We start from the raw sequence: 26,995 nt of genomic DNA on the forward strand, positions 1-26,995 counted from the left end.
GCCCACAGCTACCGCGCGGTTGTGCAGATGCGTGCGCAACCGCGCGTGCATCTGCACAACCGGCGTGCCGCGATGACCAATTCGGGGGCGAGGCAGCATGTTCGCGTCACCGATCAGCTTTCACACGACTTTCGCCTGCCAGAGCTGCGTCGAGTTCGTTGCGAACAAGGTCCGCTTCGCCGTGACCAGTCGTCGGTAAACGAAGTAGGGACATTTCCAGCGTGCCGAAGATGCTGTTCTTGACATCGTCCCGTGCGAGTTGCTCCGGTTTGTTCTCGTGGAATTGATACCCATCGACTTCGATCGCCAAGATCGGTTGCCGCGTGATCGCGTTCCGCACAACAAAATCGACTGACGCACGATGCTGCACGTACGAGACTTGTCTCTCCGTCAACCGATCGAGCACAGGTACCAGTTCCCGCAGAAGGACCTGCGAGGATAGTGCGAGTCCCCGGTACTTCTCCTCCTCGAGGATCTCCTCGAGCATCGTCCAGGCAATATTCTCCGAAGGGTATTTGCTGCGTCCACGAATCCGCCGGTTGAGTCCCCTCAATTCTGAGGCGTACGACGTGTACAAGAGATCGAAGATCGAGACGAGTCGACTGTCTCGTACGGAGTCCGGATTGCGAAACTCGATGTAGCCGACAAGATCTCGTAGATGCCGACTCTCAGGCAGTCCGCTCTTGTGCGTGACGAGGATGAAGCGGTCCACCGCCCGTGAAACGGCGACATTGACGAGCCGAGGGTCGTCGACGAATTTCACGCCTAACCGACCTCGCCACGAATCGTCCAAAACGGCAGTGAAGATCATGACGTCCTTTTCGCGTCCCTGATACTTGTGAACGGTATCGCTCTGCGTGTCCGCACCGCTCTCGCCCAGTGACGTCGTCGCGACGTTCGCCTGTTTGCGGTACGGACTCACGATTCCGATCTGGTCAGCGGAGTACGTGGTCAGCAGTGACGGCATGAGTTCCCGGGTGATCGAGTCGATTTCACGATGGTTCAAGAATCCGCCGGCATGGAAATGGCGCATATGGTTTCCCTCGACCGTGCGGACGAGCAACAACGCCGGGCCTGTGGCCGTCCCCTCGCGATAGGGAATCAGCTCACCGCCGTAGAACTTCGTATTGCAGAACTCGATAATCGCCGGGTCGCAACGGTAGTGCTCCCGAAGCATCGTCCGCGGCGTCGCCGAGCCGTACAAGGACGTCAGCGACGAGAGCACGCTATGACAAGTGACATCCAGCGCGGTGTGTGGCGGCGGCCCGATATCGGTCGACAGTGCAGGTGCGATGTGGCTGAGCTGCTGCAGGTCGCCAACGACCACCAGGTTCCGGCAGTTCGCCATGGCGAGAGCGCCGGCGAGTAGGTCCAGCTGGGACGCCTCGTCGATGATCACTACATCCAGAAGCGTGTCCGCTCCGATACTCCGTCGGAGCGAGTGGCACGTACTGACGACAACGGGATACTCGCGCAGGAGTTTTCGGTTATTCCGGCCGCTGTCCTTCTGATCGAATTTCGGTCGCGAGCTGTCTGCGTAGCGCTGTACCAGGCCGTCGTCGAGTACCCGCTTCGAAAGCTCTGCCTGCTCGTCGAGCAGACGCTCCATGCCGGCCGACTCGAGCCGGTTCGACAGACGGTCGACCTCGTCCGCAAGCTCCTTGATCCGCCGCTCGTAGTACAGCCGGTGCAGCGATATGACGTCGTCGGACTGCTCGAGGTCGATGTCGCGAAGATCGCCGAACCGGATCCGCCGACTGAGGCGGCGCATCCACGTTCGAACTGGACCGGTCTGAGTATCGAACTCCGACTCGGCGAGCAGCGTCAAGATTCGCTGTGCCGGTCGGCCCGCCAAAATTCCTGACTCTGACAGGTTGACGGATTCCTCTCCCAGCCAGACCTCGAATCGCTCGAATTCGTGCCGATGCATGGCGAGTGAGTCCTGCAACTTCCGAAGCTGTCGTTCGTCACCTTGCAATCGATTGAGTGTCGCGATCCGCGAGTCTGCTTCATTTTGATCTCCGTGCCGTTCACCTACGCGAGCTGCAAGCCACCGATCCGTGTCCCTGTTGCGTTCTTCCTGCCCCGCGTAGAACGCATCTCGCCTGGTCTTGTTGCCGAGTTCGGCGACAACAAATCCGTACCCCTGCTTGTTCAGCTTCTCAACGACGTTGTCGATGGCGGCGTTGTTCGCCGACACAACACCGACGCTTGTGCCTGGTTCAGCGATGAGCGAAGCGACGAGGTTCAAGATCGCCTGAGTCTTTCCAGTACCGGGCGGGCCCTCGATGACAGACACGCGATGACGGAGCGCGATATTGACGGCTTCTCGTTGACTGACATTCGACGAGAAGGGCTCGATTGCCAACCCGAGTGGTTCAGAAAATTCGAGTGGTCGAGCGGAAAGGATATGCGCAAGCGCGCTTTCCGGGTGGACCTTCTTAAACTCGGCATATGTGCGTTTCAGTGGATCTTCCGATCCGTCTACCGGCGGCAAAGCATCGACCGCGCGGCGCCAGTAGTCCAGCGCGTCACCGGCGAGAGCCGACAGCGCCGGTAGCGCACGGACCTCGACTTGCGATGAAGGACGGCTGTAACTCTTGTCGACGCCCCGGAACAATCGCACCCAGCTCACCGTGGGGTTGCTGAACTCGAGCACGCTGATGATTTCTGGCCATTCTTCGCCGTCGACGGTGACAATCGACTCACCCTGCAGTAGCTCACGGGGACCAGTCATGCGATGCATTCGAGCCACGGAGTACGAGTAGGCCTTTTTTGAATTTTGGTACCGCACAATAATTTTGGAACCAACCTGGGAGCACGACTCGATCTCCGTCGTCTTGTCCTCGAACGGCTCTCGAACGGACCGCTGCACCAGCACCATTTCATTTCGCAGATCCAACATGACAGCGCCCCTGTTCCCTGTTCACTCCCTCGAGCGATGCGTCCCCATGACTGCCCCGCAATGCGTTCGGCGTCATGATAGCCAGAGAACGACCGGTCTGCTTGTTTTGCCGGCGGTTCGAAGAAGGGGTGGTTCGGAGAGATCGACCTCAGCAGTAAGTCGGCGGTGCAACTTGGCTCGGCTTAGGATTTAAGCCTAAGCATCCGAAACACAACGATGACGGCATGGTCCATGCCAGGAATCAGTCTTCGACAGTGCTGTCGAACGTGCTGTCGAACGTGCTCTCCGACTAGCGCCGCACTTGTTGCCACAGGTGGGGCAATCCAACTGGTGGCGAGAGTCCTGGTCCTCGACGACGCGATGCGATGCGATGCGATAAAGGACCGATTCAGTACTTTTCGGTGACGGCACTGAATAGAGCACCTACTCCTGAGTCGCACCTGTGGCCGTTCGCGGATGACAAAACCCACAGGGCGGCGGACGATCTGTTTCGCGCCTCTGCGGGTTCTGCTGCGGACGTACTGCGGACGATTGACCCGAAATGGGCCGCTGAACAGGTGCCTTAGACGTTGAAGCGGAACTCCACCACATCGCCGTCCGTCATGACGTATTCCTTGCCCTCCATGCGAACCTTGCCGGCAGCCTTGGCTGCGGCCATGGAACCCGCCTCGACGAGGTCGTCGAAGGACACGATTTCGGCCTTGATGAAGCCACGCTCGAAGTCGGTGTGAATGACGCCGGCGGCCTGGGGCGCGGTGTCACCCTTGTGGATCGTCCAGGCGCGAGCTTCCTTCGGACCAGCCGTCAGGTAGGTCTGCAGCCCGAGAGTGTGGAAGCCGGTGCGCGCGAGGGCATGCAGGCCGGGCTCGGTCTGACCAATCGAGTCGAGCATTTCCTGGCGGTCTTCCTCGTCCAGTTCGAGCAATTCCTGCTCGACCTTCGCGTCGAGGAACACAGCGTCGGCCGGAGCGACGGAAGCGCGCAGTTCGGCAACCTTCGCCTCATCGGTGAGCACCGACTCGTCGGCGTTGAAGACGTACAGGAAGGGTTTGGTGGTGAGCAGGCTCAGCTCACGCAGCAACGAGAAGTCGAGCTTGTCCTTGACGCTGAACAGCGTCGTGCCCTCGTTGAGGAATGTCTGAGCCTTTAGTGCCTCGTCGTGCGCCGGCTTGAGCTCCTTGTTCTTGCGAGCTTCCTTGTCCAGACGCGGGAGAGCCTTCTCCAAGGTCTGCATGTCGGCGATCACGAGCTCGGTCTCGATGACTTCGATGTCGGATGCGGGGTCGACCTTGCCGTCGACGTGGATGACGTCGTCGTCGGCGAAGACGCGCACTACCTGGCAGATTGCGTCGGCTTCACGAATGTTGGCCAGGAACTTGTTGCCGAGCCCGGCACCCTCGGAGGCACCCTTGACGATTCCGGCGATGTCCACGAAAGACACGGTCGCGGGAAGAATGCGCTCGGAGCTGAAGATCTCGGCGAGCTTCTGCAGCCGCGGATCGGGCAGCTCGACCAGGCCGACGTTGGGTTCGATGGTCGCGAACGGGTAGTTCGCTGCCAACACGTCGTTGTTGGTCAGTGCATTGAAAAGGGTGGACTTGCCGACGTTGGGCAGTCCGACGATTCCGAGGGTAAGGCTCACGGTCTGTGGATTCTACGGCCTCGCGGCGACGTGACGGGTACTCGCCCCACCGTCACGTCGCCGCAGGTGATCAGTTGTAGGTATACGAGTCCACGGACGACACGATCGCAACCAGGAAGATCACGTAGAACGCGATGAACAGCACCCAGCAGATGACGGCTATCAGGAGCGAAATCTGCCCGAGCTTCTTCACCCGCTCGGACGCGTACTGCGCACCCTGGTGATCGCCCATCGCCCACTTCGGGTAGATGTCGTGGAGGTGGTTGAACGCGGCGAACGCGATAGGCCAGAAGAAAAGAATCGACGCGACGGCCCACCCGGCATTGGACTTCGGCGGACCGTATTGGGGCGTCGTGTATGCAGGTGCGGCGCTGTACTGCTGGGGCGCGCTGTACTGCTGACCCGTCGGATACTGCTGGCCCGCTGAATACTGCGGGTCGGTCGGATACTGCTGGCCCGACGGATATTGCTGCCCCTTCGGATCCTGCGGGTCGGTCGGATATTGCGGTTCGGTCATCATTCCCCCAAGAGTCGGATTCGGTTCTCTATCGCAGAACCTAGTGGAGACTTAGCGTTGCCGTGTCACAGTGAGCGCCTACGCTCTCGAGGTGACTCGGATGCTGATCGTGCTCTTGATATGGATAGTGGGTCTCGGCACTGCCGCCCTCGCAATTGTCGTCTCGCCCGGATGGTGGGTGATCGCGGTCGTCACTATCGCGCTGGCAGCGATGGGCACCTACGACCTCACTCAGAGGTCCCACAGCATTCTCCGTAACTATCCCGTCCTGGGCCATGCACGGTTCCTGCTCGAGAAGATTCGACCGGAGATACAGCAGTATTTCGTCGAATCTTCCACCGATGGAATGCCATTCGATCGCGAAACGCGAGATCTGGTTTACGAGCGCGCCAAGGGAACACTGGCAGAAGAGCCTTTCGGAACCGAGCGCGACGTCAATGCAATCGGCTACGAGTTCATGACGCATTCGATCCGAGCCCGGACCGCACCCGACACCGTTCCGCGAGTTCGCCTCGGCGGACGCGATTGCACGAAACCGTACGACATCGCTCTCCTGAACGTCTCGGCGATGAGCTTTGGATCGTTGTCCGCCAACGCAATCGAGGCCCTCAATGCCGGCGCCGCGAAAGGCGGCTTCGCCCACGACACCGGAGAAGGCGCGATCAGTCGATATCACCGCAAACACGGTGGCGATCTGATCTGGGAAATCGCCTCGGGGTACTTCGGATGCCGAACCGAGGACGGCCGATTCGATCCTGACCGCTTTGCCGAGCGCGCCGGCTCCGATCAAGTGAAAGCCATTTCGATCAAGCTCTCGCAAGGCGCCAAACCCGGCTTGGGTGGCGTGCTTCCCGGAGTCAAGGTCTCCCCCGAAATCGCCGAGACCCGCGGCGTTCCCGTCGGCCAGACCGTCATTTCGCCACCGGCACACACCGCGTTCAGCACCCCGGTCGAACTGATCAACTTCATCGCCACCCTGCGAAAACTGTCAGGTGGCAAGCCTGTCGGGATGAAACTGTGCGTCGGCTCGCGTCGTGAATTCCTCAGCATCTGCAAAGCGATGATCGAGCGAGGCATCACGCCCGACTTCATCATCGTCGACGGTTCCGAAGGCGGCACCGGCGCAGGTCCGGTGGAGTTCGAGGACCACATGGGCATGCCGTTGACCGAGGGCCTGATGCTCGTGCACAACGCCTTGGTGGGAACTGGTCTGCGCCCTCTCGTGAAAGTCGGAGCCTCCGGAAAGGTGGCGAGCGGTTCCGACATCGTCAAACGCATCATCCAGGGCGCCGATTTCACGATGGCGGCCCGCGCAATGATGTTCGCAGTGGGCTGCATTCAGGCCCAGATGTGCCACACCAACCGGTGCCCGGTCGGCGTTGCCACCCAGGACCCAGCACGCACCCGCGCACTCGACATCCCGGACAAGAGCGAGCGCGTCTACCGCTTCCAGAAGGCAACCGTCGCCAGCGCTCAACAGATGATCGCGTCGATGGGTATCGATTCCTTCGACCAACTGCAACCGGGGATGCTCAACCGCCGCGTCGACGGTCTGACCACCCGCACCTATGCCGACCTGTTCGACTGGCTGATGCCGGGTGAACTGCTCGAGTCCCCGCCGCAAAGCTGGCTCACCGATTGGATCGACGCCGACGCTCACCGATTCTGACGCCGGTCGACTCCCGCGCCTCAGATCGCGCGGATTCACCCTTCTGGTCCTACAGTGACAGATGGCCCGCTATGACGGCGGCCACACGTGCACTAGTGGACGGAGTTCGACGATGAGCTTGACGACTGCGCCGGAACCAAATGTCGAGTACCTGAAGACCGATCCTGACCTGCCACCTGTCGGTGTCATCGACAAAACACCCATCTCCACGACTGCGCGCGTCGTCTTCCTCGTTCTCGGACTGGTCGGCGCGGGCGCCTGGTACATGATCGCGATTGTCCGCAGTGAACACATCAGCGCCGTGTGGTTCGTGTTGGCCGCAATTTGTACCTATCTGATTGCCTACCGTTTCTATGCGCGGTTGATCGAACGCAAAATCGTCAAACCCCGCGACGACGTCGCCACTCCCGCCGAGATCATGGAGAACGGCGCCGACTACATGCCGACCGATCGTCGGGTGCTCTTCGGTCACCACTTCGCGGCAATCGCCGGTGCCGGTCCACTGGTAGGGCCTGTCTTGGCCGCGCAGATGGGATACCTACCGGGAACGATCTGGATCATCGTCGGCGTCGTGTTCGCCGGGGCGGTGCAGGACTTCATGGTCCTGTGGATCTCGTCGAAGCGCCGCGGGCGCAGCCTCGGTCAGATGGCCCGCGAAGAACTCGGCCTCGTCGGCGGTGTCGCCGCACTGATCGGCGTCTTCGTCATCATGATCATCCTCATCGCGGTGCTCGGCCTTGTTGTCGTCAACGCCCTCGCCGAGTCCCCGTGGGGTGTGTTCTCGATCGCGATGACCATCCCCATCGCTCTGTTCATGGGCGTTTACCTGCGGTATCTGCGGCCGGGCAAGGTCTCCGAGGTCTCACTGATCGGCGTCGTCCTGCTTCTCCTTGCCATCGTCTCCGGTGGCTGGGTTGCCGATACCGGTTGGGGCGCAGACTGGTTCACGCTCTCCAAGGTCACCATCGCGTGGCTGATGATCGCGTACGGATTCGCCGCCTCGGTGCTGCCGGTCTGGCTGCTCCTGGCGCCGCGTGACTATTTGTCGACGTTCATGAAGGTCGGCACCATCGCGTTGCTGGCCATCGGAATTCTGGTCGCACGACCCGCGCTGAACATGCCGGCAGTGACGCCGTTCGCCTCGAACGGCGAAGGCCCGGCCTTTGCCGGTTCGCTGTTCCCGTTCCTGTTCATCACCATTGCCTGTGGCGCGCTCTCGGGATTCCACGCGCTGATCGCCTCGGGCACGACACCGAAGCTGCTCGAAAAAGAAAGCCAGACCAAGATGATCGGGTACGGCGGCATGCTGACCGAATCGTTCGTCGCGATCATGGCTCTGGTCACCGCCTGCATCCTCGATCAGCACCTGTACTTCGCACTCAACGCTCCCGCGGCGCTGACCGGCGGAACACCGGAAACCGCAGCCGAATACGTCAACAATCTGCCCCTCGGCACCGCCCCCATCACACCGGACGTGCTGACTCAGGCAGCCGAGGCCGTCGGCGAGGAATCGATCATCTCGAGAACCGGCGGTGCCCCGACGCTCGCATTCGGCATGTCCGAAGTGCTCAGCGACGTGTTCGGCGGTGACTCGCTGAAATCGTTCTGGTACCACTTCGCGATCATGTTCGAGGCTCTCTTCATCCTCACCACGATTGATGCCGGCACCCGCGTCGCTCGATTCATGCTCTCGGACTCGCTCGGCAACTTCGGCGGTCCGGCAAAGAAGTTCAAGGACCCGTCCTGGCGCATCGGCGCATGGTTGTGCTCACTGATCGTCGTCGCGGCCTGGGGCGCGATCCTGCTCATGGGTGTCACCGATCCACTCGGCGGCATCAACACGCTCTTCCCGCTCTTCGGCATCGCCAACCAACTACTCGCCGCGATCGCGCTGACGGTGGTCATGACGATCGTCATGAAGAAGGGCCTGTTCAAATGGGCCTGGATCCCCGGCGTGCCGCTGGTGTGGGACCTGGTCGTGACCATGACCGCGTCGTACCAGAAGATCTTCTCCGACAACCCCGCGATCGGGTACTGGGCTCAGCACAATGTTTTCAAGGATGCGAAGGCTGCCGGCGAGACGGCGCACGGTTCCGCGAAGACTCCCGAGGCCATCGACGCCGTCATCCGCAACACCTTCATCCAGGGCACTCTGTCGATCATCTTTGCGTCATTGGTGATTGTCGTCGTCATCGCCGGGATCATCGTGTGTGTCAAGGCAATCCGAGCCGGCGGCCTCCCGACCACCGAGTCCCCGGAAGAACCGTCGAAGATCTTCGGTCCCGCCAGCTTCATTCCGACGCCCGCCGAAAAGGAAATCCAGAAGGAATGGGACGAGCTGATCAAAGCCGGGAAGGTCCGTGCGCCCGGAGCCGCGCACGGAGGTGGGCACTGACCATGACGACGGCGACCATGACGGCAAGACTCACCACAGCGTTCCGCGGAACGCTGTGGTGGGTTCGCTCGGTGATGGGTGATCTCGACTATCAGCGCTACGTCGAGCACACTCGACGCCACCACGCCGACTCACCGGTGATCAGCGAACGAGAGTTCTGGCGACGCCGACACGCAGCAGCCGACGCCAACCCAGGCGCCCGCTGCTGCTGAATCCCGCAGTTGCTGAATCTCGGTCAGGGGCAGGTGGCCTTCGCGAGTTCGTAAATGTGGCCCGCCTGCTCGTCGGTGGGCTTGTTGCCGTTGTTCTCGGCCAGGTCGACGATCTCGGTCTTGACCTTCGCCTCGTCCGTGCCGTTCGCGACCTCGGTGCACGTGGTCGTCAAGATCTCCTCGATGTCTGCGTCGTCGCGGTTCTCCGCCAACGGTGCGTACGCCCCACGGAACGTAGCGACGAACAGCGCCACCTTGCCCTGGTCGATTGCGTTGCCCGCTGACTGCTTCGCCGTCTCGAGCGCCTGTTGCCCGCTCGTGACTGCCTCGCTGATCTTGTTCTGGGCGTTGTCCTGATCCTCGGTGCTACACGCGGTGAGCCCGAGAACGACGATTGCTGCTGCCCCGACTGCTGCTGCGATTCTCATGACGGAAATGTTAGTCCGAGCGGCATGCTTCAAAACACAGTATTGCAGCGCAACACACGAGTTATCGCATGCAGTCGTTACGATCAGCTCAGCTAGATCACCGGATTCTCACATCGGCGAGGAGATCCCTGCGTCGACGGAAAGGACGATCAGTGAGCGAGCAAGACAAGGGGACGTCCGCAGGGGTGCGAAAGCGCGACCGCGGCGAGATCATCGGGCAAGGGGGTATGTGGCTCGCAAAGTGGTCGTTGGTGTTGGCGTCGATTTCGCTGGGTGCCTGGATTTTCGGTTGGCTGATCGAAAAGCTCTGGGTCATCGTCCTGCCGGTGGCTCTGGCGATCGTTGTTGCAACAGTCATGTGGCCACCGACCCGCGGCATGATCAAGCGCGGTATGCCCCCGGCCGCGGCAGCCGGAATCACCCTGGTGCTCTCGATCGGAATCTTGGCCGGAGTGATCGCAGGCATCGTTCCGTCAGTGGTCAGCCAGGCCCCCGAGCTCGCGAACAAGACCACCGAGGGCATCAACCAGGTTCAGGACTGGCTACAGGGTCCGCCGCTGAACCTCAAGGACGACCAGATCGACAACGCCGTCCACGCCGTCGTCACCAAGGTGCAGGAAAGTGGAACTGCTATCGCTTCAGGCGTTTTCAGCGGTGTGAGCACGGCAAGCTCATTGCTGGTCACGCTCGGTTTGGTCCTGATTCTCGCGTTCTTCTTCATCAAGGACGGACCGAGGTTCATCCCCTGGCTCCACGCTGTCGGCGGCGGCCGTGCCGGAAGGCACCTCGAAGAGGTCCTCACTCGCATGTGGGACACGCTCGGCGGATTCATCAGGACTCAAGCGCTGGTGAGCCTGATCGACGCGGTCTTCATCGGCGCCGGATTGCTGATCCTCGGCGTCCCGTTGGCACCGGTGCTGGCAATTCTCACGTTCATCGGTGGATTCATCCCGATCGTCGGTGCGTTTGTCGCCGGCGCCCTGGCCGTCTTGGTTGCCCTGGTGGCCAACGGTCTCACCACCGCCATCATCGTGCTGATCATCATCCTGGCGGTTCAGCAGATCGAAGGAAACGTCCTTCAGCCTGTGCTGCAGAGCAAGTCGATGAAACTACACGCCGTCATCGTGCTGCTTGCCGTTGCCGCCGGTAGCTCGCTGTACGGCATCGTCGGTGCCTTCCTCGCAGTACCGGTCGCGGCCGTGGCTGCGGTGGTCATCCGGTACATCGGCGAGCAGATCGACGAACGCGCAAGCGACAACGAGCCGATGCCGGCCGGAGACACCTCGGACATCCTCGAAGAGCAGGATGACGAAGCCGAGTCAGAGGTAGAGAACAAAAAGGCCTGATCAGCCCGCGATCACCTTCACCGACGAGCCTGCACGTCCGCGAATGACGTGCAGGCGACTCGGGATTCGCTGCCGCATCTCGTCGACGTGACTGACGATGCCCACCACGCGTCCACCATCACGGAGTTCGTCCAATACACCCATGACCGAGTCGAGGGTATCCGCGTCGAGCGTTCCGAATCCCTCGTCGATGAACATCGTGTCGAGAACGATTCCCCCGGACTCCGCGGCGACCACATCGGCGAGTCCGAGCGCCAAAGCCAAAGACGCCAAGAACGATTCACCGCCGGAGAGCGTCTTCGCCGAGCGAACGACGCCCGTGAAGTCGTCACGGATGTCGAGTCCCAGACCGCCGCGGCGGCCCCGAGTTCCGGCCTGGTCGCTGTGGACGAACTCGTATCGTCCCCCGGACATTCGCTGCAGCCGGACAGATGCCGACACCGCGATCTCTTCCAACCGCGACGCGAGTACGTAGGCTCTCAGCGACATCTTGCGACTGTTCTGCCCTTTGCCGGCGATCACGTCTGCGAGGGCAGCGAGTTCCTCGTGCAGTTCCCGCTCAGGCGCAACCGCCTCGTACGCATTCTCGAGTTGTCCGCTGAACCGTTCGAGATCCGACACACGGTTCTCGGCCAGGGAAGCAGCTGCAACAGCCGAGTTCACCACCTCTGAGCACTCGAGAGCGCGCTCGCGAGGACCGTCGACGTCGACTGTCTCGACCTCGCCCACCGCGACGACGTCAGGATCGTCGAGGACGGTCCAAGCGGCCACCTCGAGGTCACGCGCTTTGGCGAGTTCCGTTTCGATCGCTGCGATTCGAGCGGAGGATCGAACGCTCTCGATCGCTCCTTCCACCGAATCGAATCCGGCAGTGGCGGCAGCGTCGGCCAGCTTGGTAGACAACTCTGCCGATCGCAACTGCGCACGGACGGCATCGTCCCGCGCTTCGGACGCAGACGTGGCAGCGGACGCAAGCCCTTCGAACCGCGAGCGCCGAGCAGCGATGGACGAATCGTCTCCCACCGCAGCGACGATCGCCGTTCGAATCTGCGCGACCGTGGCCGACAGAGCCGAGATGCGCTCGGTCAGTGCCGCCAATTCGGCCGTCAGAGATGCGGATTCATGTTGCAGCTCGCCGTCACGCTCGTTGAGTTGCGCGAGCTTTTCGGCCAGCGCTCCAACCTGCCCGGCAGCCCGCGTTGCCTCGTCGACGGAGTTCTGCGCCGCAGCGCGAAGCCTGTCGAGTTCTTCGACATCGCCGTCCCCACCACGCGCGATCACCCGATCGATGTCACGGTCGACGGTTCCCTGGCGGTCGACGATTTTGCTCAGAGCTTTCTCGGCTGCGCGCTCGGCTGCCGACGCAGCCTCGAGATCGGGCTCGGTGACCGTAACGACATCCGACTGCGCCAGCGCAGGGTGTTCACGAGAACCACACACCTGGCATGCGTCACCGGGTTCGAGAGAACTCGCCAACTCCGCGGCCATGCCCTCGATACGCTTCTGCACAAGATCGAGCCACCGCCCACGAGCACCCTGATGAGCGTCGCGTGCATCCAAAACCTCCACACGAACTTTCTCAGCTTGCGCACGCAGAGAAACGATTTCATGGGCCGCTGTCGCAGCATCCGACGCCTTCGCGAGTGCAGCCTCGAGGCCCGGCAGAGCCGCATGCGCGCGCTGCGCGTCGTCCAATTGTTGGCCGGCCGCGCGCACCAGCTCTGGCAGTTGAGTCCGTTCACGCACAATCGCATCTACGCGCTCGGACAGGGAGTCTCGCCGAACTCCGAGTTTCTCGATCTCGACTTCTGCCGCATCGGCACTGCGAGCGTCCTCCGCCATCGCGTCCAGACGAACGATCTCGTCGCGCCACGTCCTGATCCGAGCTATGACGCGTTGGCGCTCATCGCCGGCGGGCGGCCACACTTCCGGCTCGAAAATGTCCGGCCCGTCGAGTGCGGTGTAGGTCGACATCGCGGTGTTCATCGATTCGAGCGATGCGGCAAGAGCCACGCGGGCAGCTTCTACATCGCCGGCGATTGTGGCCACAGGCAGGACGCGCTTGGCAGTCTCGAGTTCGGCGGCGATCGCAGATCGGTGCGCGGCGCCGGTGTTGAATGCCGCGAGTTCACCGGTTGCACGATTGCGGCGAGCGACCAGGTCGGCGGTTCGCTGTGCCGCTGCGAAAATCCGATTAGCGTCGGCTGCTGCATCTTTTGCGGTCACCAGCTCCGCGAGACTTGCGTCGCGGGTGTCCTGAGCCTCGGCCAGAAGTTTGCGCGACCATTCCAGTGGGTGCGCTTCGGCTCCAACCTCGAGTCCCGCCGCAGTCTCGACCTTGGCAAGCAGCAGCCTCACGGACTGCTCCCTGGCCGCGAGTGCGGTGGCACTTGCCTTCCGTTTGGCGTCGAACCATGCCTCCACGGAAACGAAACGCTTGGTATCGAACAGGCGCTCGAGCAGCTTGCCTCGCTCGTCGCTTTCGGCACGCAGGAATTTGGCGAACTCACCCTGTGGGAGCAGCACAACCTGGAAGAACTGATCAGCGCTCATTCCCATGAGACGGTTGATCTCGTCACCGATGTCAGGGATGCGCGAGAGGTTTTCGCCGCGGCCGTCCAGCCACGTCAGCGTGGCCTTGGCATTCTCGGTGATCGAACCGGTCCCGCGCTTCTTCGAACGCGAAAACTCCGGACTGCGAACAAGTTTGATTCTGCGACCACTGATGGTTGCCTCGAGCTCCACACGCGGCACCGAACCGGCGGCCGCGTGATCCGACAGCAATCGCTTGCCCTCGTTGCGTGCACCCGGCACCCGCCCGTACAGGGCGAACGCAACCGCGTCGAGGATCGTGGTCTTGCCTGCCCCGGTGTCGCCGTGAAGGAGGAACAGCCCGTCTGCACCCAATCGATCGAAGTCGACCTCCACCGTGTCGGCAAAGGGCCCGAAAGAGCTGACTTCGAGTTTGTGCAGTCTCACGCGGTTTCACCCAGTTCTACCGTGGACTCCTCTGCGCGCGCGGCAGCGCTGAGCGCTTCGGCCATCAACGTGACCTCGCGCTCGGACGGGTCACTACGCACGGCCGAGACGAACCCGCGGGCGATCTCCACGTCGGTTCGACCCCGTACCGCGTCGCGGTACTTGAGATCCGATTGTCCTTCCGGCCTTTGCCATTCGAGATGAACGGCAAAGGGGAAACGTCCCTGAAGTTGCCTCATGGCATCGACGGGACGGACCGGGTCGGTGAGCAATGCGGAGACATAGCACTGCTCGGAATCGGCATACTCCGACTCGCTGAGCAGTTCGTAGAGAGTTCCAGCCACCTGGCTCAGCCCCCGAATCACCGGGAGATCGAGGCGCTGCACCGATGACAGGCCGGCTGCGTCGAGCTCGATCAGGAGCGCTGCCTTACGGTGGCTGCGCTCACCGAACGAATACGGCAACGGTGAACCCGAGTAGCGAACACTCTCCGAGAGCATCTGCGGAGAATGCAGGTGCCCGAGGGCGACGTAGTCGACACCGTCGAACTCACCCACTGCAACGGTCTCCACTCCGCCGACCGAAATGGAGCGTTCCGATTCAGAGGCCTCACCGCCCACGACGAAGGCATGCGCGAGCAATACCGACCGAGTCGACGAGTCAGTAGCCGTTCGTTCGGCGAGATCTCGCCGAACACGCGACATGGCCGCTCCGAGGATGTCGGAATGAGTACGAGCCCGGGGCACGTCCAACTCGACGCGCGTGATCTCCGGCTCCAGATACGGAATCCCGTAAAACGCGACAGGCCCGAACTGATCGCTCAGCATCACCGGAGTACCGATCTGGCCGACGCGGGTGATCAAGTGCAATCCGCCGGCAGCAGCAAAGGATGCCCCGGCCCCGAGCCGCACCGCGGAATCGTGATTGCCGGACGTCGCGACGATGACCGCTCCGGCCGCCCGAATTGCCTCGAAGCCTCGATTGCACACGGTGACCGCATCGGAACTGGGAATTGAGCGGTCGTAAATGTCCCCCGGCACGACCACGACGTCGACGCCGTGTTCGCGGACGGAATCCGCAATGGAACCGAGCACACTCGCCTGATCGGCCAACAGATCGACGCCGTGAAAGGTGCGACCTATGTGCCAATCGGAGGTGTGCAGAATCTTCATGAATCCGACGGTAGAGCAGCCCACCGACACCGCCGATCTCCCACGCTGACGGCTACGGCGCTGTGCCCCAACCCACGAGCGTCCGGTGACCCTGCACACAATCCGTCCGGTTCGTTTGGCGAAGAACCCGAAACCATCGCGCCATCGCGTCGATAAATGCGCCAGCCACGACCCGCACAAACACGGCCGGCAACGCAAGAACCGCTAATGTCGTTATGTGTCTGCAACCCAACGTGCTCGCTCCGGGGTACCGCTGGACAAGCGATCGCTCATCGTGACCGTCCCCGGCCTGCCCTGGTGGGGAGTGATCCTGCTTGCTGCCGGTGTCACCGCCGTCGGCGTACTGATCGACGCCACCGGAGGTGGCGGCGAGCTCACAGCGGTGTTCTCGACGTTCTACTTCCTGGGCTGTCTCTTTGCTGTGGTTGCCGCTTCGAACAAGGCGCTGTTCACCGCGATGGCCCAACCGCCTCTGCTGCTCTTCGCTGCGGTGCCGATCGGGCACACGCTCATCGGTAAGGACAACAGCACCGCCTTGCGCGACATCGCCATCAACATCGCGTACCCGTTGGTCAACCGCTTTCCGATCATGTTGGCCGCAACGGTGGTCGTCCTGATCATCGGCGGCTTCCGGTACTTCCTGCTCAATCAGCGCCCCACCGGGCCCGCGCGCTCGACCCGCTCCCGCCGTTCGGCCTCCTCGGCATCTGCCACTCGAGACGCCTCCTCGGCATCTGCCACTCGAGACGCCTCCTCGGCATCTGCCACTCGAGACCCCGCGCCCGAGACCGGGCGTCGTCGCCGAGTGACCGACGCACCCGTCTCCGAGCCCCCGCGCCGCCGCGCCCCCGAGGTGGACGAACAGCCCACTTACCGAAGCACCCCCAGGCGCGAGCCGATTCAGGACGAGCGCCCGCTGCCGCCCCGGAGAAGCCCACTGCCACCCAGGGTCGATCGCACGCATCAACCGCCCACGCGTCGCCCTCAGCCGGACAACAGACCGATAGCAGACGACGACTACCCGTCGTACGGTCGCCGCCGAGCGCCCGAGCCCACCCCGGCGCCCAGGCGTGAGGAGCGGATGGAGCCCTTCTTCGCTTCAGGTGACGACGTATCGCCGCCGCCGCCCCCTCGCCGCCGCCCACCGGGAGTCGATCTTCCGGCGTATCCGCCGCCGCGAGTTCGGTATCGCGATCGCGACGAGCCCTGAACAGACGAGCCAGTAGCAGAAATGCGGGGCACCTTCCAGATGTGGAAGGTGCCCCGCATTTTTGGTTGTTCTACGACGTGCGCGCTGCTCGCAATTCACGGGGAAGAGCGAACACCAGAGTCTCGTTGGCTGTGGTGACCGGCTGAACGTCGTTGTAACCGTGCTCGGCAAGAAGTTCGATCACACCGCGCACGAGCACCTCGGGCACTGAAGCACCCGACGTAATGCCAACTGTCTGGACACCCTCGAGCCACGCGAGATCTACCTCACGGGCGTAGTCGACCAGGTACGACGCGGCCGCGCCCGCCCCGAGCGCGACCTCGACCAGGCGAACCGAATTGGACGAGTTCCGCGATCCCACCACGATCACGAGATCGCACTCGGGAGCCATCGCCTTGACCGCGACCTGACGGTTCTGCGTTGCGTAGCAGATGTCGTCCGACGGCGGGTCCTGCAGATTCGGGAAACGCTCACGCAAGCGTGCAACGGTCTGCATCGTCTCGTCCACGCTCAGGGTGGTCTGGGAAAGCCAGATGACTTTGGACTCGTCGCGAACCGTAACCGCGTCGACCGAATCCGGGCCGTCGACGATGGTGACGTGATCGGGAGCCTCACCTGCGGTGCCCTCGACCTCCTCGTGGCCTTCGTGGCCGATGAGCAGGATGTCGTAATCGTCGCGAGCAAATCGCTTTGCCTCCTGGTGCACCTTCGTGACCAGGGGGCACGTCGCGTCGATCGTGCGCAAGTTCCGCTCGGCAGCCGAGTCGTGGACGGCCGGCGATACGCCGTGCGCCGAAAACACGAGCAACGATCCTTCGGGAACCTCGTCGGTTTCGTCGACGAAGATCACGCCCTGATCTTCGAGCGTCTCGACGACGTGGCGATTGTGGACGATCTCCTTGCGCACGTAGATGGGTGCGCCGTGCTTCTCGAGCGCCTTCTCGACGGTCTCGACAGCGCGGTCGACGCCGGCGCAGTAGCCGCGAGGCTCGGCGAGGAGCACGCGCTTGGCGCTGCCCTTGCGGGTGGACGGCGAATCAGCCGAGTGCGCGATACCGAGATTGAGAGGAACAGCCGAAGACATGTGACCAGCCTACTGGCACCTCGAACGTGAGACACTCCGGCAAACGTGAACACCTCGGTTTCGGGTGCCGATCGAGGGGTGCGAAGTGAACGAGTACGTCCGTCACAGGCAAGTCGGCTACCGATTGTCGGTGCTTTGCGGCAAGCTGTGGGAATGATCCGACCACCGTTCGTGGCGCGCGTTGCCGCGGGACTCGCCGTCACCGCGATGGAAGAGGCAAAGAAGTTGCCCACCACCGCCGTCGCCCTGCCGATGACCGCCGTGAGCCAGATGCTGCAGACAAGCATGCGCGTGCAGCAGTCGATCACCTCGTTGGCGATCAAGGGCGATCAGGCATTTGCCCTGATCAACTGGTCTTCCGAAGACGAACAGCCCGAGTGGGCAGTATTCGACGAGGATACCGACGCGCCTGCTGACTCGACGTCTTCCACCGGATCGACCTCGGCTGACACCCCGACCAACGCCGGACGCTTCGCGCTCTACTCGCTCGAGCCGACTGCCCCCATCGAAGAGCCCGCACCCGGCGCCGAGTCCGAGTCCACTGCCGCTACGTCGGACAAGCCTGCCGAAGAGCCCGAGATCGTCACCGAACTCGACTACCCCAACCTCACACTCGCACAGCTCCGTGCGCGCATCCGGACGCTCACCATCGACGAGCTGACCGCCGTCCTGGACTACGAGAATGCGACGCTCGCCCGCGCACCGTTCCAGACCATGCTCGCCAACCGCATCACCACAGCCAAGGCAAAGTGACTTCCGCAACGCCCCCCGCTTCATCGCAGCGTTCGTCCGGCGCCAGTAGCGCTGAGCAGCCGTGGCCGGTCCGCACGGTTTCCGCGAAGGTCGCCGGCTGGATCGATCGGCTCGGCAGTATCTGGGTCGAAGGTCAGATCACCCAGATCAATGCACGGCCCGGCACCCGAACGGCTTTCCTCGTTCTGCGTGATCCGTCGGCAGACATGTCGCTCTCGATCACGTGCTCACCACAGTTGTTGCACAACTCTCCGGTGCCGTTGACCGAGGGCTCGCGTGTCGTGATGTTCGGCAAGCTCTCGTTCTACACCGGACGCGGAACTGTGTCGTTGCGTGTCACCGAGATTCGCGCCGTGGGGATCGGTGAGCTCCTGGCGCGCATCGAGAGACTGCGCGCCTTGCTCGCCGCCGAAGGCCTGTTCGATCCGAGACTCAAACGGCCGCTTCCGTTCCTGCCCGGCACGATCGGCCTGATCACCGGCCGAGCCAGTGCTGCCGAAAAGGACGTCGTCTCGGTCGCCCACCGTCGTTGGCCCGCTGTGGCGATCGCGGTGCGCAACACCGCGGTGCAGGGCCCGACCGCTGTTCCTCAGATCATCGAAGCGCTGAAGGAACTCGACGCCAATCCGGTAGTCGACGTCATCATCCTCGCTCGCGGCGGCGGTAGCGTCGAGGATCTTCTGCCGTTCTCCGACGAAGCGCTGTGCCGCGCCATCGTGGCCTGTACGACGCCGATCGTCAGTGCCATCGGCCACGAGCCGGACAGTCCGCTCAGTGACCACGTCGCCGACCTCCGCGCAGCCACGCCCACCGACGCCGCCAAACGCGTCGTACCTGACGCGGTGGCAGAAGCTGCGTTGGTTTCGGATCTTCGTGATCGCAGCGCTGCGGCGCTGCGCAGCTGGGTCAAGCGTGAGTCTCACCTGATCGAGCAGTTGCGCACTCGACCGGTCATGGCATCACCGCTGCTGGCAGTGGATCACCGCGCCGAAGAGGTCGAAAGGCTCCAAGCCGCGGGACGACGCGATGTGACCCGGCTGATCGACTCCGAGTCCCGAACGATCGAGCATCTGCGTGCCCGGCTCACCACTCTGGGCCCCGCCGCCACATTGGCCCGCGGGTACGCCGTCGTGCAACGTGTTGTCCCCGACGGTGATCCGGAGGTTCTGCGCTCGGTCGAGGACGCACCACCCGGTACCCAGATTCGCGTTCGACTTGCAGACGGCGCCGTTCGCGCCGCAGTGATGGGAAGAGAAAAATGAGCAACGCCACCGACACCGATATCAACGAACTCGGCTACGAAGCCGCCCGCGACGAACTGGTGAGCGTCGTGAAGATTCTCGAACAGGGCGGCCTGGACCTCGACGCGTCACTCTCGCTGTGGGAGCGAGGCGAAGCGTTGGCCAAGCGCTGTGAAGAGCATTTGGCCGGCGCCAGGGCACGCGTCGAAAAGGCTCTGGCCGAAGCGGACGAGTAACGCCCGCTCCGACCACAAATCCTAAGGAGTGATCGGCTGCGCTGCGCCGACCTTCTCGGCGAGAGTCCGGAACTCTTCCGGCGTCGCTGCACCCGTGAGTAGCAAGCGAACATCTCCGACATCCGTGACCCAGATGGACTCGACACCTTCGCCGCCGAAGACATTCCAGGTATCGGCACCGACGGTTTCGACTCCGGTCGCAAATCGCTGCCCGCCGGCAATGTGCGACACCAACGGGAATTCCTCGGCGTTGCTCTGCGTCAGCTGAATGTAGCGACCGCTGGTCGTGATGAATCCCACAGTGCTCGAGTCACCGCCACCGTCGCCGGAAATGATCTTGCGACTGCCGGAGTTCGGTGTCCACCCGTCCGGAACACCGGGATTACGGATGGGGAATCCGAGTTCCTTCGCGTCGTAGTTCAGAGCTGCGTCCACGTCGACGCTCGGGATCGGCCCCTGCGTCGGGCCGCCAGGACTGAACGTGCACTGGCTGGCGATGCCCGCAATGATGATGCAGAACAGCACCAACGGTACGAGAGACCAGACCATGTCTTTGTTGTCTTCGAGAATGCGGGGTTTCTTCGATGCCACACCCCCAGTATCCAGGTACTCCGCTGTAGATACGATTCCCGGTCCCCCTCCAGCGCGACAAAACGTTCGTGCGGCGACCCGACAGCGCACGTAGCCGCTCCCATCTGGGACAATGACGCCTGAAGAAACCACTGCGTCGACACACCCCGTCGACCGCGACCGCGCCAGGAGGCACCGCACATGACGGCCAGCAGCACTCATCGTGAGACCCCGGACCGTAACCTCGCACTCGAACTGGTCCGAGTCACCGAAGCCGGTGCTATGGCTGCCGGCCGCTGGGTAGGCCGCGGCGACAAGGAAGGCGGCGACGGAGCAGCCGTCGACGCAATGCGTCAGCTCGTCTCCTCCGTCTCGATGCGCGGCATCGTTGTCATCGGTGAAGGCGAGAAGGACGAAGCGCCGATGCTGTTCAACGGCGAAGAGGTCGGAAACGGCGACGGTCCCGACTGTGACTTCGCCGTCGACCCGGTCGACGGCACCACGTTGATGTCCAAGGGCATGCCCAACGCCATCTCCGTTCTGGCTGTTGCCGAGCGCGGCGCGATGTTCGATCCGTCGGCCGTGTTCTACATGGAGAAGATCGCCGTCGGACCGGACGCTGCCGATGTCATCGACATCAGCGCGCCGATCGCCGAGAACATCAAGCGAGTCGCCAAGGTCAAGAAGGCGTCGGTTTCCGACATCACGATCTGCATCCTGGACCGCCCGCGTCACAACCAGCTGATCCAGGACGTGCGCGACACCGGCGCTCGTATCCGGTTGATCTCCGACGGTGACGTTGCCGGCGCTATCGCCGCGGCGCGCCCGGAGTCCGGCACCGACATGCTCGTGGGCATCGGCGGAACGCCCGAGGGCATCATCGCCGCAGCAGCAATGCGCTGCATGGGCGGATCACTGCAGGGCAAGCTTGCGCCCACCGACGACGAAGAGCGGCAGAAGGCCATCGACGCCGGTCACGATCTCGATCGGATCCTGTCCACCGAAGATCTCGTCTCGGGCGAGAACGTGTTCTTCTGCGCCACCGGCGTCACCGACGGTGACCTTCTGCGCGGCGTCCGCTACTACGGGGGCGGCGCCAGCACGCAGTCCATCGTGATGCGCAGCAAGTCCGGCACCGTCCGCATGATCGACGCGTACCACCGTCTCGAGAAGCTCCGTGAGTACAGCTCCGTCGACTTCGACGGCGAAGAGGGTGCGGTTCCCCCGACGTTCTGATCGGCTCCGCCCCGTGAGTGGTTAGGGAGTCCCTGCACTCCTTAACCGCTCACGGGGGACGTAGTCCCCTGCCCGCTCTCCAAAAGTGGCAATGTGGAGCCATGACGGAGAGCAACGATCAACAGTTCCGAATCGAACACGACACCATGGGCGAAGTTCGGGTGCCCATCGACGCACTGTGGCGAGCACAGACCCAGCGCGCGGTCGAGAACTTCCCGATCAGTGGGCGCCCACTCGAGCGCACCCAGATCCGCGCAATGGGCCTGCTGAAAGCAGCGTGCGCGCAAGTCAACAAGGACCTCGGACTGCTCGACGCGGACAAGGCCGACGCAATCATCGCCGCCGCGAACGAGATCGCCGAGGGCAAGCACGACGATCAGTTCCCCATCGACGTCTTCCAGACCGGTTCCGGAACCAGTTCGAACATGAACGCCAACGAGGTCATCGCGTCCATCGCGAAGGCCGCCGGCGTGGACGTACATCCCAATGATCACGTCAACATGTCGCAGTCTTCCAACGACACCTTCCCCACCGCCACGCACGTCGCGGCCACCGAGGCAGCGGTCACCGATCTTGTTCCGGCGCTGGAACATCTGCATGCTGCGCTTGCCACCAAGGCGACCGAGTGGAAGACCGTCGTCAAGTCCGGACGCACCCACTTGATGGACGCTGTGCCGGTCACGCTCGGTCAGGAGTTCGGCGGCTACGCACGTCAGGTCGAGGCCGGGATCGAGCGCGTCAACGCAACACTCCCCCGCCTCGGCGAATTGCCGATCGGCGGAACCGCAGTCGGTACCGGCCTTAATGCTCCGGACGGATTCGGCCCCAAAGTTGTTGCCGAGCTCGTCAAGTCGACGGGTGTCGACGCTCTGACTCCGGCGAAGAACAGTTTCGAAGCGCAAGCCGCGCGCGACGGACTGGTCGAGGCATCGGGCGCGCTGCGCACCATCGCCGTCTCACTGACGAAGATTGCCAACGACATTCGGTGGATGGGATCGGGTCCGCTGACCGGGCTCGGCGAGATCGCACTACCCGACCTGCAACCGGGTAGCTCGATCATGCCCGGCAAGGTGAACCCTGTCCTGCCGGAGGCAACCACACAGGTTGCGGCTCAGGTGATCGGAAACGACGCCGCCATCGCGTGGGGTGGCGCTGCCGGAGCTTTCGAACTCAACGTCTACATCCCGGTCATGGCCCGCAACTTGCTGGAGTCGTTCACCTTGCTCGCCAACGTCTCCCGACTGTTTGCAGACAAGTGCGTGAGCGGACTGGTCGCACACGAGGAGCACCTCAAGACACTCGCCGAATCGTCGCCGTCGATCGTGACGCCACTCAACTCGGCAATCGGTTACGAGGAAGCCGCTGCTGTTGCGAAGCAGGCACTGAAGGAGAAGAAGACGATCCGGCAGGTCGTCATCGAGCGCGGACTCGTCCCGGACAAGCTGAGCGAGGAAGAACTCGACAAGCGTCTCGACGTTCTGGCGATGGCAAAGGTCAAGGACTGACAAGACTTACAGAGTGGCGGTTTCCACTTCGGAAACCGCCACTTTTTTCCTACACCGTGGTGGTTGCCCGCCACTCTTCGGTACGCTCGGGGCTCGCCTCGGCCAATGCCTTCAGCGTCGCCTCACGATCGAAGTCCTTGCCGTACACCGGAGTTCCCGGCTGCTGACGCCAGGAGTCCTCGATCGTTCCGGCATCGACGGGATCGAAGCCCAACTGATTGATCAGATCGAACACGACCTGCTTGTTCACGTCGTCGTCGCCGGCGACGGGTAGCGCAATGCGCCCCTCAGCACCTTCGGGACGCCCCTTCTCGAGGAGATGCTTCCACCAGATTCCGTTGAACGCCTTGAAGACCGGCACGCCCAGGTGCTCCTGCACCCATCCGCTTTCGGCCTGCCCGTCCTCGATGGCGGAGATCAAACCGTCACGCTGTTGCGGGTAGTAGTTGTTGGTCTCGATGACCGGGGCACCGGCGACCGCGCCGCTGAGGATCCCCGCCGGTAGATCGACCACGTTCTTCTGAGGAATGCTCACGATGACCAGTTCGGCACCTTCGGCGGCCTCGGTGCTGCGGACTGCCTTCGCTCCCGTCTCGGCTTCCAACTCGGCAAGTGTGTCCGGTGTGCGCGAGTTCGAGACGCGTACGTCATGACCGAGCGCAGCGAGCCTGCGTGTGAGCGTGCCACCGATCTGACCGGCTCCGATGATTCCGATACGCATGATCCTGCTCCTTCGTCGTATGCAGGGGTGATTCCACCACCGCTGCATTCGTCAACGACGACATCGCATCGCGTCATTCCGTACCGACCATTTCAACTCCTGTTGATTCAATCTGTTGACGGGTCGAGCGCGAGCTTGATACGAACGCTCACCGGATCGGTCTGCAACCCGCGGAACGCAGACGCGGTCAGTGCTGATCTGAGCTTCCCCGACGCGAAAGTCTTCACCCGCGCCGGCACGTCGTCGTCCGGCATGATGTGAGCCTGCCCGTCCACCCACTCGCCGCGACGACGGATCCGAACCTCCGGCGTCGCAGAGATGTTGGCACCCCAACCCGTGTCGATGCCGTGTTGCGCGATGACCCACGCCTCGTCGCCGTCGTAGGTGATCGCAACGGGTACTCGGCGGGTCAGGCCGGTGCGGCGTCCGACCGTCTCGATCTCGGTCATCAACGACGGCATCAAACCGATCCGATTCAATCCTGTGACCAGCGGATTGGCGAAATACTTCCCGACTGCGACTTCGATTCTTCTTTTTCGTGCAACGGACGTCGGAACCGGCATGTCGTTTTCCTCTCCTTCGGAGCTGGCACACCATGCAACAGCTCTATACCGCACGATATAACCACTGATTGCTGAGTTTTACCAGCAAGAATCTCCATCAATGCGCGCTACCTGCATACAACACTTGACTGTGTCTGCCGGTTACATCTAGTCTCGGATTCGTTCCTATACCGATCGACATACTGGGAGACAGAGATGAACACACCTCGAGACGCCTCGATGCCATGACCGGCCCGCAGACGCGTTGTCCGATCACCGCAGCGCGTCGCAAGTGGGGCGTACCGAAGGAATCAGTGACACCAGAGCAAACAGTGACACCGCAGCAATCAGCGACACCGCAACAATCGAGCAGCACCGCGATTGCATACGATGACGGGATGGCCGACTCCGATTCCCGCACTCTGATGCTGGTCGGCGCCATCAACGCCTTCCGCGAACACGGGATCGCCACAACCTCGCTCACCGAAATCGTCGAACGCTCTGGAGCACCTCGCGGGTCGGTGTACCACTACTTTCCCGAGGGCAAAGGGCAGTTGGCCGGCGAAGCCGTGGCGTACTTCGGCCGGGGCGTCAGCGCCGCCATCAGTTCGATGATCGCCCAGTCTTCCCCACCGGAGATCATCGACGCGGTTGTCACCATTTTCCGAAACAGCTTGGTAGAGAGCGATTTCACCTCTTCCTGTCCCGTCGCTGCCGCGGCGGTGGAGGGCGCGTCGACGCCGGCGGCGCTAACTGCTGCGGGCGACTCCTTCACATCGTGGGAATCGCTTCTCACATCGTTCTTCTGGCAGCAGGGACAGCCGTCCGAGACTGCAGCACAGTGGGCAACCGTAGTCATCGCGTCGATCGAAGGCGCGACCCTGATGGCAAAAGCTCAGCACACCACGGCGCCTCTCGATCGCATCGGCGCTCACCTCAAGGCTCTGGTCTCAGCCCCGAGCTGACGAACCCAACTTCCAACCGCTGCTGCCGTTCGCGCAGGAGCAGAGATGGCGTACAAACATGTCTCACACACTTGCACCGGCACTCTCGGCGCCCATGATGACAAAATCCCGTCGATTCACTGCGCTGATCTTCATCTGCCTCGCCGAACTCCTTGTCGTGCTGGACAACACGGTGGTCAACGTCGCGCTGCCGACAATGAGCGTCGACCTGTTCGCCAGCGTCAGCGACCTGCAATGGATCGTCGACGCGTACACGTTGACCTTCGCCGGGTTCCTCCTGACTTTCGGCCACCTGAGTGACCGCTTCGGACGCCGCCGAGTGATGATCATCGGCCTGATCGGCGTCGGTGCGATGTCGCTCGTCGGCGCTTTGGCTTCCAACCTCGAACAAGTGATCATGGCGCGAGCCGCCATGGGTGTCTTTGCCGCAGCGGTCTTTCCGGCTACCTTGGCCATGATCACGAACATCTTCACCGACGCCAGAGAACGAGCCATCGCCATCGCGGCCTGGACCGCAATGGCCGGCTTTGCGATTGCCATCGGTCCGACGGCAGGCGGTTGGCTGCTCGAGCACTTCTCCTGGCACTCGGTGTTCTGGATGAACGTTCCGGCCGCTTTGTTGGTCATCGTCGGCGTGCTGCTGGTTGTTCCGGAGTCGAAGGCGTTCCACGTCGGCCGATTCGACTTCGTCGGAACAATTCTCTCGCTCCTCGGCATCGTCGTTCTGGTGTGGACCATCATCGACGCACCGCACCGCGGATGGGTGTCGACGTTCAGCATCACGGGATACCTTTCTGCGACAGTACTGTTGGCCGCATTCGTCATCTGGGAACTGCGCACCGATGCACCGATCCTGAACATGAACCTCTTCCGTATCCGACGTTTTTCGTTCCCCGCCTTGGCTATTGCAGTGAGTTACTTCAGCATGTTCGGATTCCTGTTCCTGATCACGCAGTACTTTCAGGGTGTACGGGAGTACTCCCCACTCGAATTCGGCATCCACTCTTTGCCTTTCGCTGCCGCCGTTGCCGTGGGCGCCCCGGTCGCCACCTTGGCGGCACAGAAACTCGGCACAACCGCAGTCATGGTGTTCGGCCTCCTCGTCCTCAGCTGCGGCATGTTCCTGGCGGGCCAGACGACCGTCAACACCCCCTATCTCGGGCCCGTCGTCATCTCGATGGTGCTCATGGGGCTCGGCCTCGCAATTGTCCAGGGCCCCGCGACCGACTCCATCATGTCCTCGGTCCCCCTGGACGAGGCCGGCGCAGGATCGGCAGTCAACGACACGACGCGTGAACTCGGCGGGACCCTGGGCGTCGCCGTCATCGGCTCGATCGTCGCGTCGTACTACACATCCAAGGTGGCCCCGATCGTCGACGCCATCCCCGACGCCGTGATGTCCGCCCAGGAAAAGGGCTTCGCTCGCGAGTCGGTGCTCAGCGTCATCGAGATCCGCTCCCGCGACATCAGCCCGCTCTTCGAGCAACAGAAGGAAAGTCTGATCCTCACGATGAAGACAGCGTGCCTGGAAGGCTTCGCCATCGCTTCGTACTTCACGGTCGGAGCAGCACTGATCACCGCTCTGCTGGTCGCGTTGTTGCTCCCCTGGAAACCCGTCACCGAAGGTTCGATCCTCGGTAATTTGACAACCAAGGCGCCGAAGTAGG

General features: G+C 62.6%; 22 protein-coding genes. 12 read left to right on the forward strand and 10 right to left on the reverse strand.

Annotated elements, in window-relative coordinates; all coding sequences use genetic code 11:
- Window positions 1–106: 106 nt before the first annotated feature.
- The 3 genes from QM716_RS00760 to QM716_RS00770 form a co-directional block, all read right to left on the reverse strand.
- Complete coding sequence (locus tag QM716_RS00760; protein ID WP_283301598.1) at window positions 107–2,737, reverse strand: AAA domain-containing protein; 2,631 nt, start codon at window positions 2,735–2,737, stop codon at window positions 107–109.
- A 730-nt stretch (window positions 2,738–3,467) separates the two neighbouring features.
- Window positions 3,468–4,547: a redox-regulated ATPase YchF gene (ychF, locus tag QM716_RS00765; protein WP_283301599.1), complete on the reverse strand. Its 1,080-nt coding sequence runs from the start codon at window positions 4,545–4,547 to the stop codon at window positions 3,468–3,470.
- 70 nt (window positions 4,548–4,617) lie between these two features.
- Window positions 4,618–5,067 (reverse strand): CD225/dispanin family protein, encoded by a 450-nt coding sequence (locus tag QM716_RS00770; RefSeq protein WP_283301601.1) that lies wholly within the window; start codon window positions 5,065–5,067, stop codon window positions 4,618–4,620.
- Window positions 5,068–5,155: 88 nt separating this feature from the next.
- On the opposite strand from QM716_RS00770, the gene QM716_RS00775 reads away from it, so the two are divergent.
- The 3 genes from QM716_RS00775 to QM716_RS00785 all read left to right on the forward strand — a co-directional run bounded on the left by QM716_RS00775 (window position 5,156) and on the right by QM716_RS00785 (window position 9,340).
- Entirely contained in the window at window positions 5,156–6,733 is a 1,578-nt protein-coding gene (locus QM716_RS00775) for an FMN-binding glutamate synthase family protein (protein WP_283303005.1), read from the forward strand.
- A 112-nt stretch (window positions 6,734–6,845) separates the two neighbouring features.
- Window positions 6,846–9,128, forward strand: a complete 2,283-nt coding sequence (locus tag QM716_RS00780) for a carbon starvation CstA family protein (protein WP_283301603.1) — start codon at window positions 6,846–6,848, stop codon at window positions 9,126–9,128.
- A 2-nt stretch (window positions 9,129–9,130) separates the two neighbouring features.
- Complete coding sequence (locus tag QM716_RS00785; protein ID WP_502941927.1) at window positions 9,131–9,340, forward strand: YbdD/YjiX family protein; 210 nt, start codon at window positions 9,131–9,133, stop codon at window positions 9,338–9,340.
- Between the two features lie 23 nt (window positions 9,341–9,363).
- Here the strand turns inward: QM716_RS00785 and QM716_RS00790 are convergent, their stop codons facing one another.
- Window positions 9,364–9,768 carry a hypothetical protein gene (locus tag QM716_RS00790; RefSeq protein ID WP_283301605.1) on the reverse strand — a complete coding sequence of 135 codons (405 nt, stop codon included), beginning with the start codon at window positions 9,766–9,768 and terminating at the stop codon, window positions 9,364–9,366.
- Between the two features lie 152 nt (window positions 9,769–9,920).
- Between QM716_RS00790 and QM716_RS00795 the strand changes: the two genes are divergently transcribed.
- Window positions 9,921–11,114, forward strand: a complete 1,194-nt coding sequence (locus QM716_RS00795) for an AI-2E family transporter (RefSeq protein ID WP_283301607.1) — start codon at window positions 9,921–9,923, stop codon at window positions 11,112–11,114.
- Here QM716_RS00795 and QM716_RS00800 read toward each other — a convergent pair whose 3' ends face one another.
- Window positions 11,115–14,093, reverse strand: a complete 2,979-nt coding sequence (locus tag QM716_RS00800; protein WP_283301609.1) for an AAA family ATPase — start codon at window positions 14,091–14,093, stop codon at window positions 11,115–11,117. It lies immediately after the preceding gene.
- The gene (locus tag QM716_RS00805) at window positions 14,090–15,265 is read right to left on the reverse strand and encodes an exonuclease SbcCD subunit D (protein ID WP_283301611.1); all 1,176 of its coding nucleotides are present in this window, start codon (window positions 15,263–15,265) and stop codon (window positions 14,090–14,092) included. Before QM716_RS00805 ends, QM716_RS00800 begins: the two co-directional genes overlap by 4 nt.
- A gap of 217 nt (window positions 15,266–15,482) precedes the next feature.
- Here QM716_RS00805 and QM716_RS00810 point away from each other — a divergent pair, with 217 nt between their 5' ends.
- Complete coding sequence (locus QM716_RS00810; protein ID WP_283301613.1) at window positions 15,483–16,475, forward strand: DUF6542 domain-containing protein; 993 nt, start codon at window positions 15,483–15,485, stop codon at window positions 16,473–16,475.
- A 70-nt stretch (window positions 16,476–16,545) separates the two neighbouring features.
- Here the strand turns inward: QM716_RS00810 and QM716_RS00815 are convergent, their stop codons facing one another.
- Entirely contained in the window at window positions 16,546–17,559 is a 1,014-nt protein-coding gene (locus QM716_RS00815) for a 4-hydroxy-3-methylbut-2-enyl diphosphate reductase (protein WP_003945273.1), read from the reverse strand.
- A gap of 153 nt (window positions 17,560–17,712) precedes the next feature.
- Between QM716_RS00815 and QM716_RS00820 the strand changes: the two genes are divergently transcribed.
- From QM716_RS00820 to QM716_RS00830, 3 genes are read left to right on the forward strand one after another with little or no spacing between them, the layout of a single operon-like run.
- A complete protein-coding gene (locus QM716_RS00820) occupies window positions 17,713–18,312 on the forward strand; it encodes a lipid droplet-associated protein (protein WP_283301615.1) in 600 nt (199 codons plus the stop codon).
- A complete protein-coding gene (gene xseA, locus QM716_RS00825) occupies window positions 18,309–19,574 on the forward strand; it encodes an exodeoxyribonuclease VII large subunit (protein WP_283301617.1) in 1,266 nt (421 codons plus the stop codon). The genes QM716_RS00820 and xseA overlap by 4 nt, the downstream gene beginning before the upstream one ends.
- Window positions 19,571–19,789 (forward strand): exodeoxyribonuclease VII small subunit, encoded by a 219-nt coding sequence (locus QM716_RS00830; RefSeq protein ID WP_003945276.1) that lies wholly within the window; start codon window positions 19,571–19,573, stop codon window positions 19,787–19,789. The genes xseA and QM716_RS00830 overlap by 4 nt, the downstream gene beginning before the upstream one ends.
- A gap of 21 nt (window positions 19,790–19,810) precedes the next feature.
- Here QM716_RS00830 and QM716_RS00835 read toward each other — a convergent pair whose 3' ends face one another.
- Window positions 19,811–20,380, reverse strand: coding sequence for a DUF4245 domain-containing protein (locus QM716_RS00835; protein WP_283301618.1), 570 nt, complete (start codon window positions 20,378–20,380; stop codon window positions 19,811–19,813).
- Between the two features lie 180 nt (window positions 20,381–20,560).
- On the opposite strand from QM716_RS00835, the gene glpX reads away from it, so the two are divergent.
- Entirely contained in the window at window positions 20,561–21,595 is a 1,035-nt protein-coding gene (gene glpX / locus QM716_RS00840) for a class II fructose-bisphosphatase (protein WP_003945202.1), read from the forward strand.
- A 101-nt stretch (window positions 21,596–21,696) separates the two neighbouring features.
- Window positions 21,697–23,100 carry a class II fumarate hydratase gene (locus QM716_RS00845; protein ID WP_283301620.1) on the forward strand — a complete coding sequence of 468 codons (1,404 nt, stop codon included), beginning with the start codon at window positions 21,697–21,699 and terminating at the stop codon, window positions 23,098–23,100.
- A gap of 49 nt (window positions 23,101–23,149) precedes the next feature.
- On the opposite strand, the gene QM716_RS00850 is transcribed toward QM716_RS00845, so the two are convergent.
- Both QM716_RS00850 and QM716_RS00855 read right to left on the reverse strand, forming a co-directional pair.
- Window positions 23,150–23,869: an NADPH-dependent F420 reductase gene (locus tag QM716_RS00850; protein ID WP_283301622.1), complete on the reverse strand. Its 720-nt coding sequence runs from the start codon at window positions 23,867–23,869 to the stop codon at window positions 23,150–23,152.
- Between the two features lie 59 nt (window positions 23,870–23,928).
- Window positions 23,929–24,384, reverse strand: a complete 456-nt coding sequence (locus QM716_RS00855; RefSeq protein ID WP_283301624.1) for a nitroreductase family deazaflavin-dependent oxidoreductase — start codon at window positions 24,382–24,384, stop codon at window positions 23,929–23,931.
- A 377-nt stretch (window positions 24,385–24,761) separates the two neighbouring features.
- Here QM716_RS00855 and QM716_RS00860 point away from each other — a divergent pair, with 377 nt between their 5' ends.
- A complete protein-coding gene (locus tag QM716_RS00860) occupies window positions 24,762–25,328 on the forward strand; it encodes a TetR/AcrR family transcriptional regulator (protein WP_283301626.1) in 567 nt (188 codons plus the stop codon).
- Between the two features lie 94 nt (window positions 25,329–25,422).
- Window positions 25,423–26,994 carry an MFS transporter gene (locus QM716_RS00865; protein WP_283303009.1) on the forward strand — a complete coding sequence of 524 codons (1,572 nt, stop codon included), beginning with the start codon at window positions 25,423–25,425 and terminating at the stop codon, window positions 26,992–26,994.
- Window position 26,995 lies beyond the last annotated feature (1 nt).

The organism is Rhodococcus sp. IEGM 1409 (genome assembly GCF_030056735.1).
Lineage (GTDB): Bacteria > Actinomycetota > Actinomycetes > Mycobacteriales > Mycobacteriaceae > Rhodococcus_F.

Coding starts and splice junctions, on each gene's coding strand:
- QM716_RS00855 (WP_283301624.1), bottom strand. CDS start 24,384: ATGCCGGTTCCGACGTCCGTTGCACGAAAAAGAAGAATCGAAGTCGCA.
- QM716_RS00760 (WP_283301598.1), bottom strand. CDS start 2,737: ATGACTGGTCCCCGTGAGCTACTGCAGGGTGAGTCGATTGTCACCGTC.
- QM716_RS00815 (WP_003945273.1), bottom strand. CDS start 17,559: ATGTCTTCGGCTGTTCCTCTCAATCTCGGTATCGCGCACTCGGCTGAT.
- QM716_RS00850 (WP_283301622.1), bottom strand. CDS start 23,869: ATGCAGCGGTGGTGGAATCACCCCTGCATACGACGAAGGAGCAGGATC.
- QM716_RS00790 (WP_283301605.1), bottom strand. CDS start 9,768: ATGAGAATCGCAGCAGCAGTCGGGGCAGCAGCAATCGTCGTTCTCGGG.
- QM716_RS00865 (WP_283303009.1), top strand. CDS start 25,423: ATGATGACAAAATCCCGTCGATTCACTGCGCTGATCTTCATCTGCCTC.
- QM716_RS00805 (WP_283301611.1), bottom strand. CDS start 15,265: ATGAAGATTCTGCACACCTCCGATTGGCACATAGGTCGCACCTTTCAC.
- QM716_RS00770 (WP_283301601.1), bottom strand. CDS start 5,067: ATGATGACCGAACCGCAATATCCGACCGACCCGCAGGATCCGAAGGGG.
- QM716_RS00845 (WP_283301620.1), top strand. CDS start 21,697: ATGACGGAGAGCAACGATCAACAGTTCCGAATCGAACACGACACCATG.
- QM716_RS00830 (WP_003945276.1), top strand. CDS start 19,571: ATGAGCAACGCCACCGACACCGATATCAACGAACTCGGCTACGAAGCC.
- QM716_RS00820 (WP_283301615.1), top strand. CDS start 17,713: ATGATCCGACCACCGTTCGTGGCGCGCGTTGCCGCGGGACTCGCCGTC.
- QM716_RS00780 (WP_283301603.1), top strand. CDS start 6,846: ATGAGCTTGACGACTGCGCCGGAACCAAATGTCGAGTACCTGAAGACC.
- QM716_RS00860 (WP_283301626.1), top strand. CDS start 24,762: ATGGCCGACTCCGATTCCCGCACTCTGATGCTGGTCGGCGCCATCAAC.
- QM716_RS00785 (WP_502941927.1), top strand. CDS start 9,131: ATGACGACGGCGACCATGACGGCAAGACTCACCACAGCGTTCCGCGGA.
- glpX (WP_003945202.1), top strand. CDS start 20,561: ATGACGGCCAGCAGCACTCATCGTGAGACCCCGGACCGTAACCTCGCA.